Origin of the sequence: Gimesia maris (genome assembly GCF_008298035.1) — a bacterium.
Taxonomy (GTDB): domain Bacteria; phylum Planctomycetota; class Planctomycetia; order Planctomycetales; family Planctomycetaceae; genus Gimesia; species Gimesia maris.
Window position 1 is genome coordinate 161,584 of sequence record NZ_CP042910.1, and the last position, 17,681, is coordinate 179,264.

A 17,681-nucleotide genomic window follows, 5' to 3' on the forward strand; every position below is an offset into this window, starting at 1 on the left:
GTCAGACTCAACAGACCGGATCGAGAGCCGCCGATTGCTCATCGATCCTGACGTATCCTGCAGGGTATGATCTGCGTCAAGGAGCCGGGGTTCGCCTGAATGCTCCTTAAGGCAAAAACAATGAAGCTGATCTTATTCAAGCAGGCTACTGCCCGCAATGAACAGCACGCGCTTAGCCAGATACAGACTGTGATCTTTTAACGGAATCTCCGATTATTCAGACCACAGACGGATCTGGCTGGCTGTGACGTGACCTAAAGTACACTCTTAGCGGTTTCGTCGCAGTCGAAACAGGCCTCGGCGTCGCTGCACGGGAGCCGGGCAGCAGTTGCAGTCAGGATTGGAAACCGGTTCTGTTTCGGGAATGGGCTTTACCGGGGCGCTCTTTTCTTCATAAGGAGCGGCAGCGACTTTCTTGGCAGGAGTCGCTGGTTTTTTCGGAGCCGCTGAAACTTTTTTCGCTTTGGGCTGTGGTTTGGCGGTCTGTTTTTTATCAGCAGGTTTGGAGCCGGTCACTTTCAGAAACTGCTGATAGGCGGCAGCGACTTTACCCTGCTGAGTATTGCCTTCATGAATATACAGGCCGTACTTGAGATTGAATGTGCCACCCGCTTTCAGGTGTTTGGGGTCGGCTGGTGATTTCTTGTTCGTATAAGAGTGATCGCCAAATGGGCTGATCGTAAACAGGCCGTAATTACGAACATGGTAACGTGACTTTTTGAAGTTCTGAGGAGAGTCCATCAGGGTCACACCATACAGTTTGCCGTGAAGCGGGCCGTAGTAGTCGATCCATTCGGTTGGTTTGCCCCAGTTGTCTTTTGTGCCTTTAATTCCAGTGTTATTCTCGACGCTGCCCTCTTCTTTTTCCCGCATGCCATTCGGCAGACGGATTCCAAACAGACCTTCTTTGGTGTCTTCGAAGACGACCGGTTTGTCACCTGCTTTGAAAGTGATGTCATAAGTCAGAAGTCTGTTGGCATAGATTGAAATCACAGTCGTTTCGGTGACGATTGGTTTTCCGTCTTCACCCAGCCACTGATTGGTCACCTGCATAACAGCGGGATTGCCGGCAGCTTTGATGACTTTGACTTCGCTGTTTTTGATCTTACCTTTTTCTGCCCAGAAGTCGACTTCGTTGACTTCATCGACGGCCACCCAGATTCCTTTGTGGTGCGGGTGATCTTCAGGATCGACCAGGGAGCGCGTGATGATTGTACCATCCGCGGCACGAACGGGAGAGAAAAACGGCTTAGGCAGATCGCTGCCTGTGTGATAAGTGGCGAATGGTTTTCCTGCGATGGTCACATTCACTTTCGTACCGTTTTTGGTGATTTGAACGGGCGCATCTTTCGCATCGGCAACGGAGCTGAAGCCAACAAACAGGCAGAGTATACTTAATAAGATTTTCACAGCGAAAATTCCTCAAAAGGCAATTGTCCATAACGGGTTAGTAACTTACTGTCAGTTATTGTGTGCTGAACAGCATTGCTGCGCCAAGTCGCACAGGCAATTTCAGAGATTTTTTCTGGAACTGAACCGGAACTCAGTTTGCGAAATGGCCTTTTGATCTGTTATCCTAAGTAGCTTGAGAAAAATACAACGCCTTTCACTTATCTGAAGACATATCTGAATACAATGAATACGAAACGACGGCCGCGAACCCTGTCCCCTTTGAAATCATATCCCGGGAAATCGTCTGGTTTGCGGAATCCGGGATCACGGGATCGAGAACCGGCGTGGGAAATCGCTCTTTCCGGTGATCTGGGTGATAAAGAATCTGATCTGGTCTCGCGGGTTGTTGAATTGCCGCGCGGCAGTCGAGGTACTATTTTTTTCGATTCCCCTGGGGGTTCCGTCTATGCCGGCCTGACGCTTGCCAGCCTGATTCGCTTGCGCAAATTAAATGTCGCTGGCGTGGCTCTGGGGGAATGCTCGTCCGCTGCGATTCTGCCTTTTGCGGCCTGCAGACATCGCTTTGTGACCACTTATACGACGTTACTGTTTCACCCGATCCGCTGGCAGAGTGAAGACGATGTTCGCTTTGAAGAAGCAGCAGAATGGGCGCGGCATTTCAAAATTATGGAATCGGATTTCGACCGGTTGCAGGCGCAGCTTTTCGGTTGTGAACAAAGTCTGCTGGATCAATGGACGCGGCCCGGCAAATTCGTCTCGGGTCAGGAACTGGTTGACGCCGGCCTGGCGCACCTGATCGATCCCTTCGCGGACGAAGATCAGTGGCAGATGATTGAGGCAAGATAGAGAGCTTATCAGGGACTGTCGGCCTGGCATTACGGCTCAATGTCGATTTCCCGGAACTGAATGCGGCTTCAAATGCGTCTTGAATACAGTCAGGCAGCATGCGCTGGTACCTGACATAGAAATCATGTGTCTTAACACTATCTAAGGGTGTCCCATGAATGAGTTCAAACAGAGCATCTGTGCTTTACTGATTTTGATTCTGACAAACTGCTGTCTCAATTCCATATATGCTGCTGATCCACCGGTGGAACCAGAGACCGTCAAAAAGATTAAGCAGGTGGCTATCCAGGTCCTGGCAACGAATCCCCCTCAGTTGTTTGTTGCGGTGAGCGGAGAAGTTCCCAGTGGCGGGTTTACCGATGTGACACTGACACGCGTGAGCTACAGCAAACCGCCCGAAGATGGCATTCAGGACTATTATCTGAAAGCGCTGCCACCCACGCAGCCCGCTATTGCCGTCATTTCTGAAGTCAAAGCCAGAGACCGCTGGTTAGGGATGCCGTCCTGGGTCAAGGGGATTCGTGTGCATGGCGTGGAGGAGGGAGTGAAAGAGAAGCTCTTCAAAGACTTACAGCAGAAAGCCCGCCCGCGCGTGCGTAGATTTAAAGGGATATCCAACAGCGGATCATATGACGAAGCCCTTAAAGCAGCGCTCGCGAAACTGAATAAAGCATTAGCCGATGACGGTGTTCGCGATGCGACGGCAACGTGGAAAGTGAGCTCGGTTCAAGGCGAAGTCGGAGGCATCACCGGATTAAATCAACTCAGCGTGATCATTATCGCGAACCGTCAGCCTGCCTGGAAGACGCAGCCAGATTCTGCAAAGACTCCGCCGGCAGCAAAGCAGAAACAGGAAAAGTCTGAATAACAGTTGAAAAGCGATTGACTGTCACTTGGGGGCGATCACGCCGGTTTCCGGACTGGAAGCGGTGGCATACAGTTTCTTCGGGATGCGGCCGGCGAGATACGCGTCGCGTCCCGCTTCAATGCCGTGCTTCATTGCCCGTGCCATCCGTACCGGGTCCTTTGCACCGGCGATGCCCGTGTTGAGCAGCACGCCATCGCAGCCCAGTTCCATCGCGATAGTGACATCACTGGCAGTTCCGACGCCGGCATCGACGATCACCGGGTAATCCGGATCGTCTTCTTTCAGATATTCCAGACAGATGCGAATGTTGTTCGGGTTCAGGATTCCCTGACCACTGCCGATCGGGCTGCCCGCGGGCATCACGGATGTGGCACCGGCTTCTTTGAGCCGCTTCGCGGTAATGGGATCGTCGGTTGAGTAACAGAGAACGGAAAAGCCTTCATCTACCAGTTGCTTTGTGGCTTCGAGTGTCGCGACCGGATCGGGGAGCAGGGTTCTGGTATCGCCGAGCACTTCGATCTTGACCCAGTCTGCCCCCGGATTTTCCAGTCCTCTTAGAATTTCGCGGCCCATGCGTGCGACGCGGACGGCATCTTCTGCAGAGAAACAGCCGGCGGTATTGGGGAGGATCGTGTATTTATCCAGATCGATGAAGTCGAGAATATTGCGTCCATCCGAATCAATCAGACGTTCGCGGCGGACCGCCACGGTAATTACATCGGCGCCACTGACTTCGAGGCTTTCCTGCATCAGTTCGTAGGTCGAGTATTTACCCGTACCTACGATCAGACGGGAATTCAGATGATGCGTTCCCAGAATGAGGGACGATTCTGTGCTGCCGATTGTTGCCATATTAATTACCCACCACCTACCAGCGTTACAATTTCCAGGCGATCCCCTTCCTGCAGTGTGCAGGCAGCATGTTCTTCGCGTGGAATTAAAATTAAATTTCGTTCTACGGCCAGATATTTTGGCTGTAGTGCCAGCTCCACCAGCAGATCGGCGACTGTGAATTCAGCCGGAACCTCGCGGGTTTCACCGTTCACCTGAATTTTCACCAACCAGGCTCCTTGGAAATGTGCATTAAGCGACCCTGCAAACATCAGAGAATACCGATCAGACTGCCGTGCCCGATCATCTGCAGCACTCTCACATTTGCAAAAAGCGAGTTTAGATGTGATACTGCCAGTCGTCAAGCAATGGCCGGGAAGCGACGGGACTATTTCCACCGGAGGTCACGGATTGTATTCTGAACAGAAGCTTCTGCTGACTTCCCGTGTCGCCGATTGTCGGATTTCATTGATTCTTTACAAGTCTTTAATATCATTCGATATAACTGACAGATTGATTGTCACGGAATAGAGTGACTCATCACAGAAAACCAGACGGCTTTTATCGAGGATGGAATAGAATGTTTTGCAGACGATTTTCATGGTTTCTTTCTTTTGTCGCAGGCCTCCTGATCATGACAGCAGCATCGACTCTTTCCGCCGTCGAAATCATTGGACACCGTGGCGCCTCGTATGATGCACCTGAAAATACCCTCGCTTCCGTTAATCTGGCCTGGGAACGGAACGCCGATGCCGTCGAGATTGACATCTACCTGTCCAAAGATGGCAAGATTGTTGCCTTTCATGATAAAACCACCAAACGGATCGGCGGACGCGATCAGGAAGTCAAAGACCAGACGTTTGACGAGTTACAGACTCTGGATGTAGGTGCCTGGAAAAATGCAAAGTACAAAGCAGAGCGGATTCCCACGTTGACCCAGATTCTGGAAACCATCCCCGCTCAAAAACGACTGTTTATTGAAATCAAATGCGGACCTGAAGTCCTGCCTCAACTGAAACAGGAACTGGCTGCCTCGGGAAAAACACCCGCCCAGACTGCAATTATCGGCTTTGATTTTGACACGATGCAGCAGGCCAAGCAGTTAATGCCGGAACGGGAAGTCATCTGGGTGTTCAAAGTGAAGCAGAATAAAATTACCCGTAAGTGGCAACACAAGCCGAGTTACTATATTCAGAAAGCCAAGGAAGCCAACCTCGATGGTCTGGATCTGGGCTATAACGGTTTCGTCAATAAAGCATTTGTCCAACAGGCGAAGGAAGCCGGTCTTCCCGTCTATGTCTGGACGGTCAACAAAGTGGGCGATGCAAAAAAACTGGCGGAAATGGGTGTCACCGGCATTACCACAGACCGGCCGGGTTTGTTACTTTCTGCTTTGAAACCGGAGAAATAGCCTCTGTTCCGGTGTTCTGCGTGGTGTCTCGTATTGATTTACACTCGGGTTTGTTCGAAAATAGATCTAGATCGCTCTGGTACGACAGATTTATTTAAGAGGTACAAACACGATGAGAAACCGCTTGATTTTGCTGACAGGTTTTGCGCTGTGTATGACGTTTCTCTTCTGCATGACAGAAGCGAACGCCAAAGACGAAGCGCAGCCGCTGCCTCAGCAGGCGATTGACTCGATTCTCGATCTCGAAAGCGATGATTTCCAGACCCGTCAGCAGGCCACGCAGAAACTGCCCGAATATGGCGAGCAGGTCATCGATCCTCTGCTGAAAGTGACCGAAGGAGACAGCCTGGAAGCAGCGGTCCGTGCGATTCTGGTAATTGAGCAGATTTATATCCAGGGGAAGGAAAAATCGGTCGGTCGGGCAGAAGATGCGCTGGAAAAACTGGCCAATGCCAAAAATCCGTCAGTTGCGATCCGGGCGGAAGAGGTCATTGATCGCCATGCCGATATTCGTGAAAAACGTGCGGTGCGTGAAATTACAAAAATGGGCGGCAAAGTCACCTTCTGGACCGCGGAAGACATTGCCAAAACGCCCGGAGCCAGTTCCCGGGAACCGGGACAGGTCCGTTATATCGTTCTGGGGAAAAACTGGACCGGCAATGAAAACGAGCGTGGTCTCCGCTTTATCAAACGCATCCGGGACCTGACGACTCTGTATATGATTAAAGGGCATCCCATTCCAGACCTGGCGATGGATGACCTGATGAAAGCACTTCCTGCGACCCGCTTCCAGACGCGCGAGAGCGATGCGATGCTCGGTATTTCATCCCAGGCGGGTGGAATTGAAAACGGTGGCTGCCTGGTCGGCGATGTCAGCGAAGGACTGGCAGCGGCGAAGGCAGGTATCCAGTCCGGCGACCTGATCGTGAAATTTGGTGAGAATCAAGTGAATAACTTTGAAAGTCTGGTGGATCTCATCGGTAAAAAAGAAGCCGGAGACAAAGTGGAGGTCCTGCTGATTCGAAACGGCAAACCCAAAGCAGTGAATGTGACACTCAGCAGCTGGCTGGATAAATAACAGCTCAAGTGCTTTCAGTCATGCAGCTGGTTCAGCAGTTTAAGGGCGGTCTGGCGGATCTTCGTTTCCGCATCGATTTCCAGGTAACTGCTGCGGGCCGGCCAGGTTTCATAACCGCCTAATGCATGCTGCTGAGGAGTTGGCAGATAGCCGCTGGAGCCATTCGCCAGTTCCATGGAGAAGGTCGCTTTGAACGGGCTCTGATCTTTGATCGCCAGACCGGTTTCCGTAAACACTTCGCAAGGCATTCCTGCGATCCCCAGCCCCCCTATGCGAATCGCCTGAATTTTAATCTTCTCAGTCGGGGGATACTTACTGAGTTCAACCGCTTCGGTTGCATAAATCTTCGACCAGCGATGCACCGTTTTCTGTTGGGGATGTTCCAGAATTTCACGTGCCCACTTCAGGCGTTCTGCATCGGGACGGCGAATTCCCAGTTCCAGTTCCTGTTCGAGCATATCAATTGCCAGGTCTGACTTGTAATTCAGCTGATTGATCACTTTCAGCGACTGCTCTGCAAACTGTTGACCCGATTCTTCAATCCATTCAAACGCGGCATACTTCTTTTTGTCCTGTTTCATGACCGCGCCCACGTTACCGCTCGTGCCGTTAGAGAGCATGCCCACAAACGGTGGATGTGATTTTTCAGTCGTTAATATTTTCGCGAGGTGTCGGGCATAGGCGCCAAAATAGTCGGCACTGATCTGCCCTTTCTGATAGCCGCCACAATAGTGAATGCTCATGTTGCCCAGGACCGCCAGTGGCGATCCATCTCGATGCTGGACCGACAACAGCGAGCATTGTGGATCGATGGGGGCCGCGGGTTGAATGATCGATTTGCTGCGACCGGAAACAGATTTGATCTGCTCTCCCGCGACTCCGAACGGGTTTAAAGAGACGCTCCCTTTTTCTGCCAGAAACCGCCGACAGGCGGCGTATTTCCCTGCATCGAAGGAGCCCCAGGCGATTTGTGCCGGGGCCAGATTCTGGTCGGCCTGGATGATGGCGGCGGCCATCTGTTCGATCAATTGTTCGTAATAGGTATCATCTTTCTCACTGGCGCGCCCATACGGCACACGCGGAGCAGCGTGCGTATGCGTGCTGGTCATCAGGATGCGATCCACGGGCAGGCCGGTTTTTTCAAAGACGATCTGTTTTGCGCGATCAAAGTAACTCCGCTCCACCATACACAGATCATTCACGCAAATGGCAATCCGTGTGTTCCCGTCATCAAGTACCAGCGCCCGTGAAAAGATCCGGTCGTGTACGCCAGTGACAGAACCATTTTTAGAGATCACCCCATCCAGCGAGGTTCCCGGCGGTGGTGTAATATCGACGGCAGCGGCACCAGCCCGCAGACTAGTGGTCTCCGCCCGTGCTTCGCGGGAAGTCATAGTCAGAAACAGAAAACAGGCAGGCAGGATCAGTGTCAGCAGGATGCGGGGCAGCATACGGGACCTCTCAAAGAATTCCAATATGAAAAGAGCGTCGTTTCCAGCATACCCGATAGGGAAGTGATATTTCCAGAACAGAGACCGGATTTATACCAGTCAGATCAAATCCAGAATGATTTAATCCATATTCTGTTGTGCGGCGTTGTTGCGTTCGTTCTGCCACTGTGCCATTTCGTTGGAGACGAGGAATGCCATCGCACCGCCGCGGGCATCGGTCCCGAGAATCGCCGTCCGATCCAGGTAGCCGCGCAGGTTTTTCTGCTTGCCGGTACCGGTACAGACATCGACGAGTGTGCCATCAAAGGCGATGCGGGTTTTGATCGCATTCCAGGCGCGCTCGATGACTGGTGTATAAATCTCGGCGTCCAGCCAGCCTTCGCGTACGCCACGAATCATCGAAAATGTGATCATGCAGGTGGATGTCATTTCGCGATAACTTTCCGGATGATCAATCACCTGATGCCACATGCCGTTGGGGTGCTGATGTTGACTCAGCGCTTGCAGATGTTTGCGATGTCCTTCGATGAACTGTTCCCGCAGGGGGGAATTCAGGGGAAGCTCCGACAGGACTAATGCCAGCCCCAGAGCCGGGAAGCCATTACCGCGTCCCCAGGCTGCTTCGCTGAGAGGGGAATTCTGATAGATACCGTCCGCTCGCTGATCCATGCTCTGGATGAAACGCCAGTGTTTTAGTGCCATGTCGTAATACTTCGTCTCTCCCGTCAGTCGACCGACGGCTGCCAGGATGGGGCACGACATGAATACGGCGTCGCTCATTTCCACATGATGCGGCATTGACTCCTTCATGTTTCCCTGCTCATCAAAGCCGAGATCCGCCGCCTGTTGCGCGAGTTGAAGATATTGCGGGTTTCCGGTCGCTTTGGCCAGTTCCGAAAACAGCAGGTGCCCGGCGATCAGGCTGCCGCCCCCTCGCTTCTTGAGGGGTTCCGGATTTTTCTTGAGATAGGCCTGCGTGATTTTTTCCACGGCCAGTAAGCGACTCGGGTCGGCAGTCAGTTCGCCCAGTCTGATCTGACTGATGAGGGACAATGCGGGCAGGTATGAGAGCCCTCCCAGGTCACGCCCATATACGTTTGCCAGTTGAGTGGCGACCTGAATGGGAGTACGCTGCAGACGTCGCATCAATTCCAGTCGAGCCGGGGAAGGTCCCTGAAAGGAGATCTGATTCATCGCGGTCAGGAGTTCAGGGAGAAACGCGCGGGGGCGAGTCGCATCGAGTTCCACAGCCAGAGCCGGTACACGACCGACGTCCGATGGTGATTTGAAGGCGAGAGCCGAAACCAGTTCCCAGCCGAATACCGGACGGATTTGTGGAGGCAGCAGTTTGCCCAGTCGCTGGACGGTCGGCAGACTGTCAACGGGGACAACCCATTGAAACTGCTTGCCTTCGCGGACATCCAGCACCAGGTCCGGCGCGTGCATGCCGATCCAGCGCCACAGATATTCGGCCTCCGGTTTCGTCGGGCTGAGATATGCGTCTCCCATCGGCGGATAGCCGTGTGTTGGATTTCCGCCCGAAGCATTTTTGGGACCCTGCTTCAGAACCCAGCCATCGGGGTTCGCAATGGGAACCGCGGACAGCGAATATTTTTCCCGCAGAGGTGCTGCGACTTCCGCCTTATAAAACCATTCGACCGCATCGATCACCGCATCAACGGATTTCCGGGATCCGTCCAGCCCGCCAATGAGCAGGATGCGGGTTTTTCCCGTGTGCAGATTCAGATCGTCTTGAGAATACACACAGGGGATCGGTGTTTCTTTGCGGGTCACACCGATGGCGGAGTGAATCAATGCAGGTTGATTCTGCAGCGACTGCAGTTTTTCTTTGACCGCTGATTTAAAATCGACGGTTGCTTCCGGTTTGTCTGCATTGACGGGATCTGCAAACAGAGAAACCGTTTGAACAGACAGCAGAGAAACAATCGTCAGGCAGAGAGTCAGCAGAGGAAATTTCATGGCAGGCAGAATCCGGGCAGGGGGATCAGGATGAAAGTGAATGAAAACAGTGGTTCTCAAATATTGTAAAACTGCTGCAGACCAAATGCCAGCAGAGAACCCTGTTCCTTACGAAAAGCAATCTCTAACGGGTGGGCACGAATGTAATTCGTGCCGAGCGTAGCGAGCAGAAGGTTGCAGCTCTAATGTGCAAATCATAGTTGAGATACCAACTAATCGACATCAGACATAATAAGGTGCGTCGATGCACCACTCATCGTGAAATCTGCTACCTCCTGTTGCCTACGGCAATCCCGGATTTTATCCGGGACCACCCGCGGGACGATGTGGAGATATCGAATTACGGTTCTACGCGCACATGCAGGTGTGTTACCGCTTTCACGCCATCCTCGCGGCTGCGTTCGACTTTCACCAGGTAGTTGCCCGCTTTCTGATAGGTGTGTTTCGTGATCGCGTAGCCGTCTTCATCCAGTGGTTTTACATTGCCGTCCGATTTCACGCTGACCGTCGGGCTGCCGTCGCCGAAATCCCAGATTTCTTCCCCTGTCGTATTGCCGAACGAGCGGACTTTGAAGGTAATCGGTTCGCCGACTTTGTTATTGAGGGAAGGCCAGTAAGAAGCGTGAATGCGTGGCACATACTCTTCCATGTTTTGCGGATCGAGCACATGCACTTCTGCGAAATCGTAATCGACGTTGCCTGCTTTGTCGGTGACTTTCAGAATTTCATTATAGACGCCGGGTTTGTCGTAGGTTCGTTTGATTTCCGCTCCGGTTGCCGTCGTACCATCGCAAAAAGTCCAGTCGTAGCTTTGAATGCTGTCGTTAACGCTATAGGATTGCGTTCCCTTCAGAACCGTTGATTCACCCGCTTTGATAAAGTGTTTGCGACGACTGTTGGCGACCAGTTCCGGTTGGTATTGATTGCGGTATGCTTCCCAGATAAACGCGTAACCCGCTTGCGTGCCCCATTTACCAGATGGTTGTCGGCTTTTGATTTCAAAGTGCAGATGCGACCAGCCGCCGCTGGCTCCTTTTTTTCCCAGGATGCCGATTTCGTCACCCTGTTTGATGATGCGTCCAGGTTTGATGCGGTCATTAATTTGGTGCAGGTGACTGTAACGGTAATACCAGCCCCGGGCATCCCGGAGATAAACGACATCATAACGCGGTGCAACCGGCGTATTTTTTTTATGCGCATCCAGAACTTCATCGCCGGCTGAAACCACAATCCCATCCGTGGCGGCGATGACACGTGTGAGCTTCTCGGCACCCCCGATATCGAGACCGCTGTGGTAATAAATCTTCGGCAGGATTTTCGTGCCTCCGTCGACCGGTTCATTGTCGTACCAGGTGCGTGTCGCAAACCAGCGTTGTTCGACCGGGTAGATAAACGAACCCGGTTTAATCAGCGGCGAATCTTTGGGCCAGAATCGCAGACGGGCGTCCTTGTCGAGCCCCCAGAAGGCGGGTGTGCCGTTGGAGTTGTAACCGCCGGTAATCGAACAGTCGATCTGCACTTTACCAATCGTCTGCGGCAGATTGTACATCCCCGATTCCAGTTCGATGGTTTCGCCGTCCACTTCGACGGTGACGATGGCACTCCGCACTGCCTGTCGAATGGGATCGCGGGTCTCCTTGAGATCGAGTAACTTCACCTGAACCTGCTCGCCATTGCTGAGGGTGACAGTCGCAGACTCGCCCACATTCAGATCGACGACACGGACAATGGGAGCGAATTCGGGATCAGTATCCGAGTCCGCGGCCGGGAGAGGCGTGACCAGTGTGTGAACACCAATGACAGTGAAGAGGATGAGACAGCATTTATAATGCAGGGGGGAGTTCAACATGGCAGGGCTCTCTTGGTTGAGTCGGGGACGCGTCAGGAGGTTTTCTGTTTCTGGTCGGCGATCAGGCCGGCGATAAAACCGGCTTTGAAGCCTGCATTGATATTAACCACAGTCACATTCGCAGCACAACTGTTGAGCATGCCCAGCAGCGCCGCCATGCCTCCCAGGCTGGCGCCGTAACCGACGCTGGTGGGAACCGCGATGACAGGGCAGGAGACCCAGCCTCCCACGACAGAAGGGAGTGCGCCTTCCATACCAGCGGCGACCACGATGGCCGAGACATTCTGAATCCGCGGCAGTTGCTCCTGCAGGCGGTGTGGACCTGCGACCCCGACGTCAACGATGAAGTCCGGCTCGTAGCCCATCCAGATCAATGTTTCGATGGCTTCTTCCGCAACAGGGCGATCACTGGTGCCTGCAGTTAAGACGGCGATTCTTCCCGAGATCAGTTCTTCATCGAAGGCGGCGTCTTTTTCGGGGATGCGAATCGTACGGGCTGTCTGATTATAGATCGCCTGGGGAAACTGCTTGAGTACCACTTCCGCCTGCGCTTCTGAAATCCGCGTTCCCAGGCAGCGCTGTTTTGCTTCCAGCAGCAGAGTGAAAATTTCCACCAGGGAGGTAGATGTTTTTCCTTCGCAGTAGACAACTTCGGGGTAGCCACAGCGTGAACTGCGATCGAGGTCGATACTGGCGGAAGCAAGCGCGCCTGTTTTCTGAGGCACCTGTTCCTGGTATTGTTCGACAGCCTGTTCCACGGACAGCGCCCCCTGACGGACCTGCTCAAACAGTTGAGAAAGCTGGTCATCGGACATCTCAGTACCTCAATTCGACTGCGGTAAACAAACAGCAGGATGGTCGAAAACCGGCCATCCTGCAAAATTATATAATGAGTAAATACAGATCTCGGTTTCGAGTTGCCGATTCAGCAACTCAAGAGATCAGTCTTCATTTTTGCTCAGATTGGCGATGACGTTGAAATCTTCCAGTGTCGTGGTGTCCCCGGTACTCTCACGGCCGGCAGCGATATCACGGAGCAGGCGTCGCATGATTTTACCACTGCGGGTTTTCGGAAGTGCAGCGGCGAACCGGATCTGATCGGGAGTCGCGACGACACCAATCTGGGTGCGCACATGCTGTTTCAGTTCTTCTTTCAATTCGTCCGGACTTTCATCTGATTTCAGCGAGACAAAGCAGCAGATGCCTTCCCCTTTGAGTTCATGCGGATAACCCACGACCGCAGCTTCTGCTACCTTAGGATGCGAGACGAGTGCGCTTTCTACTTCCATCGTACTCAGCCGGTGTCCGGAGACATTGATCACATCGTCGATGCGACCCATGATCCAGTAGTAACCGTCTTCATCACGGCGGGCACTGTCACCGGCCAGGTAACAACCGGGAATCGTGCTGAAATAGACATCCTTGAAGCGTTCGTGGTCGCCATACAGGGTTCGCAGCATGTGTGGCCAGGGTTGACGCATTACCAGAAGTCCGCCCTGGTTATCGCCGAGACTTTCGCCGTCTGCTGAGACAATATCCGGAACGACGCCCGGCAGAGGAGTCGTACAACTGCCGGGTTTGGTAGCGGTTACACCGGGCAGCGGGCTCATCATGATGCCGCCGGTTTCGGTCTGCCACCATGTATCGACAATCGGGCAGCGCTCCTGTCCGATAACGGTGTGATACCACATCCAGGCTTCGGGGTTGATCGGTTCACCAACGGTTCCCAGCAGACGCAGGCTGGACAGATCGTATTTGTTCGGCCATTCATCGCCCCATTTAATGAAGGCGCGAATTGCCGTTGGTGCAGTGTAGAAAATATTAACCTGGTATTTTTCGACGATTTCCCAGAAGCGACCTTCATCGGGCCAGTTGGGAGCACCTTCATACATCACGGTTGTGGCACCGTTGGCAAGCGGGCCATAGACAATGTAGCTGTGTCCGGTGATCCAGCCGATGTCAGCGGTGCACCAGTAGGTATCATCCTCTTTCAGATCGAAGACCCACTCCGAGGTCATTTTGGCTCCCAGCAGGTAACCGCCGGTCGAGTGTTGTACCCCTTTGGGTTTGCCGGTACTTCCAGAAGTGTAGAGAATGAACAGCGGGTGATCGCTGTCGAGTTCCACCGGATCGCATTCCGGCGAGGCATCTTCCATCAGATCGTGCCACCAGTAGTCACGGTCGGGAACCATATCCACTTCACAGCCAGTGCGACGGTACACGACCACCTTTTCCACGCTGGGAGATTTTTCCATGCTCTGATCAACGGCTTCTTTGAGAGCAACGTTTTTGCCGCGTCGCCAGCCACCATCGGCGGTGATGACCAGTTTTGCCTGGGCGTCGTTATTGCGGTCGGCAATCGCGTCAGCACTGAAGCCACCGAAGATAATGGAATGAGTCGCGCCAATGCGGGAACAGGCCAGCATGGCGATCGCGAGTTCGGGAACCATGGGCATATAGAGTGTCACACGGTCGCCGGTCTCAACGCCCAGTTTTTTCAGGCAGTTGGCAAATTTGCAGACTTCGCGGTAGAGATCCTGATAACGCAGTACGCGGGTGTCGCCTGGTTCACCTTCCCAGATGATCGCGGCTTTGTTCTTGCGCCAGCTGTCGAGGTGGCGGTCGATGCAGTTGACCGAAGCATTGATCTTACCGCCTTTGAACCATTTGGTTTCCGGCATCTCGCCTTCAATTACACTCTCGTAAGGCTGAGACCATTCCAGGTCTTGTGCCAGATCGCCCCAGAAGCCGGCGGGATCATCTTTGGCCCGGTTCCAGAGTTCCTGGTATTCTTCCATGCTGGAGATATTGGCCTGTTCCACAAACTCGGCTGGCGGCGGAAATGATCGAGTTTCCTGAAGCACACTTTCAATATTTTCGTTAGCCTGGTCACTCATCGTTGTCATTCCCCTTTGTTTTATTTGGCGAGCGAAATAAGAACCGAAAATGCGGATCAGCAACCTGTTCAAATCAGGCCTGCTGAATCGATTCTCTCCCTGTGTCTTTCTAAAGAATTAATAAACAATGCTAAGATAGCGATTTTAGGGCACTGTTTTTTTGAAGTCAACAAACGGACCACCGCTTCCTCTGATAACGGAAACGTGTTGCTGAATACCTTATCTAAGCGTCAAAACACGGAAAATCAAGCGGGACGGGGTACGCAAGTCACTTTAAATCAGCGGAAAGTAAGGCTGGCTCCCCATTTCTTCGCGATTTCGACTGTTTTCACCGGTAATTTGACTCTCTGTGATGTGAACACATGATTGATCCACCGGGAACAGCAGCCGCGGTCTGCACGATTCTCTGGTGTCAAACGCTACGATTGGACCAAAAAATTGACAGGTCGATAAATGTTTATGTCACAGTCACAATTTCCTTGCGTTTGGTAGTAAGCTGCTTTTACAAAAATGTAAACAGGATCTGGCGAGAAAGGTGCGCAGGCATCGATCAGGTATTATCAAACGTGAGTGGTTCCACAAAGAAATGAAATCTTCTACAGGAAAATATTATATCGGGCTGGATCACCTCAGGGCTCTGGCTGCATTCATGGTGTTCTCCTGGCATTTCATTCATACAGCGATTCCTTTTACTTATACACCTTCCCTATTTCCGCTCTCACTGTTCAATGAAGGACACACGGGAGTGGCTTTATTCATGACATTGAGTGGGTATCTGTTTGCCAAGTTGCTGGATGGGAAACGAATCCGGTATGGATCTTTTCTCTGGAACCGGGTTTTGAGATTGGCTCCCTTGTTGCTATTTGTACTCGCCCTGAACAGTATCAAATATTATTACCGCGGCGCCTCTGTCCTGTCGATCTGCGAGCATTATTTAACCGGCTTGATTAAACCAACTTTGCCCAATGGGGGCTGGTCGATTACGGTTGAATTCCATTTTTACCTGCTGCTTCCAATATTGTTATACCTCTCGAGGGCTTCGAAGTACGCTCTCAGTTTCGTGGTTTGTTGTGCGATTCTTATTCGGTTGATCATTTTTCAGGTAAGGGGGGAGGTTCAGGAGTTGGCTTACTGGACGATCGTTGGTCGTATTGATCAGTTCCTGTTGGGAATGATCGCTTTTCAAATGCAATCCTGGATTAAACAACGGCATCTGCTGGTCCTGGGCAGTATTGCCGCTTTCTCACTGTTTTACTGGTATTTTGATCGGTCCGGTGGATTTTATAATAGTCCCAGTTATCCTTCAAATCGTTCGATCTGGGTTTATTTTCCGACTCTGGAGGGACTGACTTACGGGCTTCTTATTGCATGGTATGATAATTCTTTTTCGCATTCTCAAAGCTGGGGGTCCCGGTTTATTGCTTTGATCGGCACCTATTCTTATTCCATTTACCTGTTGCATTATTTCTTTACCGGATTTTTTATCGGACTCCTGCATGGATATGTTTTGCCGATTACTAATTTCTACATTGCATTCTGCTTTTCCGTAACAGGCTTTTTGCTGATGGTTCCCATCGGGTATCTCAGTTTTCGGTTTATTGAGTCGCCGTTCTTAAAACTGCGCACCAGATATCTGATTGATGAACCAGCTGGGTCCACTTTAGAGATGAAGGCAGCGGAAGAAACAGAAACACTGCCAACTTAGAGAGTCAGGTTTCAAGAGGTACCCGCTTCCATTAATGCCCGTGCTTTCTGGTAGGCGGCTTTCATTTCCTGGGAATCCTGCGTGTGTTCGCCACGAAAAACGAGCAGCAGGCCCAGGCGGGGAAAATCGCTGACATGCGGCGCGCTGAAGTGAATCGACTGACAGTGATGGATCAGAATATTTTTTTAATTCAACAGAACCAGTGAATCGTTCCGCAGCATGAAATCATCAGCAGGGAAATATTATATTGGCTTAGATCATCTCAGGGCGATTGCTGCCTTTATGGTCTTTTCATTTCACTTTATACATATCCCGTTCCCCTTCAGTTATGACCCCACGTTTATCCCTTTTTCCCTCGTGAATGAGGGGCACACGGGCGTTGCACTTTTCATGACTCTTAGCGGATATTTATTTGCTAAGCTATTGGATGGAAAGAGAATCAAATACGGTTCATTTTTGTGGAATCGTTTTTTAAGGCTGGCCCCCTTATTATTTTTTATGGTGACAATGCAGGGTATCTATGAATGCTTGCATGGTACAACTACCCCGGTCCGCTATTTCCTTGAGATGCTTAAAGGTGTGGTCATGCCGATTCTGCCAAACGGAGGCTGGTCGATCACTGTGGAATTTCACTTCTATTTAGTGCTGCCGATTTTATTGTATCTCTCACGCAAATCAAAATATTCCCTCTGCCTGACAGTCTGTTGTGCTATTCTGCTGCGGTTAATGCTGCGCGAAGAAGTCGGCCATATTCAATCGCTTGCGTACTTGACGATCGTGGGTCGGATCGATCAATTTCTACTGGGGATGATTGCGTTCCAACTGCGGGATTATATTCAAGGACGTCACTTCCTGGTTCTGAGTGGATTCACAGCCTTCGCCATTTTTTACTGGTATTTTGATAAAGCAGGTGGCTTTTTTCATAATCCTTCCTATCCTTCCAATCGTCTTGTCTGGGTCTATTTACCAACGATTGAAGGTCTGGTTTATGCTTTAATCATTGCCTGGTACGATAATTCTTTTGTGCATTCTCACGGTAGAGTGTCCCGATTTGTTGCTCTAATCGGCACCTATTCTTATTCCATTTATTTACTACACATGTTTTTTCAGAAGCTCATCCTTTTGCTCTTGGAAAGATATATCATGCCCGTTTCAAGCATGCCGATCGCATTTTGTTTTTCCGTATTGGGCTTTTTAATAATGGTGCCTGTTGCCGCTCTCAGTTTTCGGTTCATTGAGTCGCCGTTCTTAAAACTGCGCACCAGATATCTGATTGATGAACCAGCAGAGTCCACTTTAGAGATGAAGACAGCGGAAGAAACAGAAACACTGCCAACTTAGAGAGTCAGGTT

Annotated in this window: 15 protein-coding genes; 7 read left to right on the forward strand and 8 right to left on the reverse strand. The window is 51.6% G+C overall.

Annotated elements, in window-relative coordinates; all coding sequences use genetic code 11:
• Positions 1-267: 267 nt before the first annotated feature.
• The gene (locus tag GmarT_RS00645) at positions 268-1,410 is read right to left on the reverse strand and encodes a DUF6807 domain-containing protein (RefSeq protein ID WP_002648052.1); all 1,143 of its coding nucleotides are present in this window, start codon (positions 1,408-1,410) and stop codon (positions 268-270) included.
• A 225-nt stretch (positions 1,411-1,635) separates the two neighbouring features.
• Here GmarT_RS00645 and GmarT_RS00650 point away from each other — a divergent pair, with 225 nt between their 5' ends.
• A complete protein-coding gene (locus GmarT_RS00650; protein WP_002648051.1) occupies positions 1,636-2,259 on the forward strand; it encodes a ClpP family protease in 624 nt (207 codons plus the stop codon).
• 154 nt (positions 2,260-2,413) lie between these two features.
• Positions 2,414-3,127 carry a hypothetical protein gene (locus GmarT_RS00655; RefSeq protein ID WP_149302380.1) on the forward strand — a complete coding sequence of 238 codons (714 nt, stop codon included), beginning with the start codon at positions 2,414-2,416 and terminating at the stop codon, positions 3,125-3,127.
• A 21-nt stretch (positions 3,128-3,148) separates the two neighbouring features.
• Here GmarT_RS00655 and GmarT_RS00660 read toward each other — a convergent pair whose 3' ends face one another.
• On the reverse strand, positions 3,149-3,979 hold the full coding sequence (locus tag GmarT_RS00660; protein WP_149302381.1) for a thiazole synthase: 831 nt from the start codon (positions 3,977-3,979) through the stop codon (positions 3,149-3,151).
• 5 nt (positions 3,980-3,984) lie between these two features.
• Positions 3,985-4,185, reverse strand: coding sequence for a sulfur carrier protein ThiS (gene thiS / locus GmarT_RS00665; RefSeq protein WP_044239873.1), 201 nt, complete (start codon positions 4,183-4,185; stop codon positions 3,985-3,987).
• Positions 4,186-4,592: 407 nt separating this feature from the next.
• Between thiS and GmarT_RS00670 the strand changes: the two genes are divergently transcribed.
• Together GmarT_RS00670 and GmarT_RS00675 are read left to right on the forward strand one after the other, a co-directional pair.
• Positions 4,593-5,369 (forward strand): glycerophosphodiester phosphodiesterase, encoded by a 777-nt coding sequence (locus tag GmarT_RS00670; RefSeq protein WP_157158991.1) that lies wholly within the window; start codon positions 4,593-4,595, stop codon positions 5,367-5,369.
• A gap of 112 nt (positions 5,370-5,481) precedes the next feature.
• Positions 5,482-6,447, forward strand: coding sequence for a PDZ domain-containing protein (locus GmarT_RS00675; protein ID WP_002648726.1), 966 nt, complete (start codon positions 5,482-5,484; stop codon positions 6,445-6,447).
• 14 nt (positions 6,448-6,461) lie between these two features.
• Here GmarT_RS00675 and GmarT_RS00680 read toward each other — a convergent pair whose 3' ends face one another.
• The 5 genes from GmarT_RS00680 to acs form a co-directional block, all read right to left on the reverse strand.
• A complete protein-coding gene (locus GmarT_RS00680) occupies positions 6,462-7,898 on the reverse strand; it encodes a neutral/alkaline non-lysosomal ceramidase N-terminal domain-containing protein (protein WP_002648725.1) in 1,437 nt (478 codons plus the stop codon).
• A gap of 120 nt (positions 7,899-8,018) precedes the next feature.
• Complete coding sequence (locus tag GmarT_RS00685; protein ID WP_149302382.1) at positions 8,019-9,878, reverse strand: glycoside hydrolase family 88 protein; 1,860 nt, start codon at positions 9,876-9,878, stop codon at positions 8,019-8,021.
• A gap of 340 nt (positions 9,879-10,218) precedes the next feature.
• The gene (locus tag GmarT_RS00690) at positions 10,219-11,727 is read right to left on the reverse strand and encodes a PKD domain-containing protein (RefSeq protein ID WP_002648723.1); all 1,509 of its coding nucleotides are present in this window, start codon (positions 11,725-11,727) and stop codon (positions 10,219-10,221) included.
• A gap of 32 nt (positions 11,728-11,759) precedes the next feature.
• The gene (larB, locus tag GmarT_RS00695) at positions 11,760-12,542 is read right to left on the reverse strand and encodes a nickel pincer cofactor biosynthesis protein LarB (RefSeq protein ID WP_002648722.1); all 783 of its coding nucleotides are present in this window, start codon (positions 12,540-12,542) and stop codon (positions 11,760-11,762) included.
• 126 nt (positions 12,543-12,668) lie between these two features.
• Positions 12,669-14,624, reverse strand: coding sequence for an acetate--CoA ligase (gene acs / locus GmarT_RS00700; protein WP_002648721.1), 1,956 nt, complete (start codon positions 14,622-14,624; stop codon positions 12,669-12,671).
• A 586-nt stretch (positions 14,625-15,210) separates the two neighbouring features.
• Here acs and GmarT_RS00705 point away from each other — a divergent pair.
• The 3 genes from GmarT_RS00705 to GmarT_RS00710 all read left to right on the forward strand — a co-directional run bounded on the left by GmarT_RS00705 (position 15,211) and on the right by GmarT_RS00710 (position 17,670).
• Complete coding sequence (locus GmarT_RS00705; protein ID WP_002648720.1) at positions 15,211-16,329, forward strand: acyltransferase family protein; 1,119 nt, start codon at positions 15,211-15,213, stop codon at positions 16,327-16,329.
• Positions 16,330-16,412: 83 nt separating this feature from the next.
• Entirely contained in the window at positions 16,413-16,535 is a 123-nt protein-coding gene (locus GmarT_RS30185) for a hypothetical protein (RefSeq protein ID WP_002648719.1), read from the forward strand.
• A gap of 13 nt (positions 16,536-16,548) precedes the next feature.
• Entirely contained in the window at positions 16,549-17,670 is a 1,122-nt protein-coding gene (locus GmarT_RS00710) for an acyltransferase family protein (protein WP_044239837.1), read from the forward strand.
• The last annotated feature ends 11 nt before the right edge of the window (positions 17,671-17,681 follow it).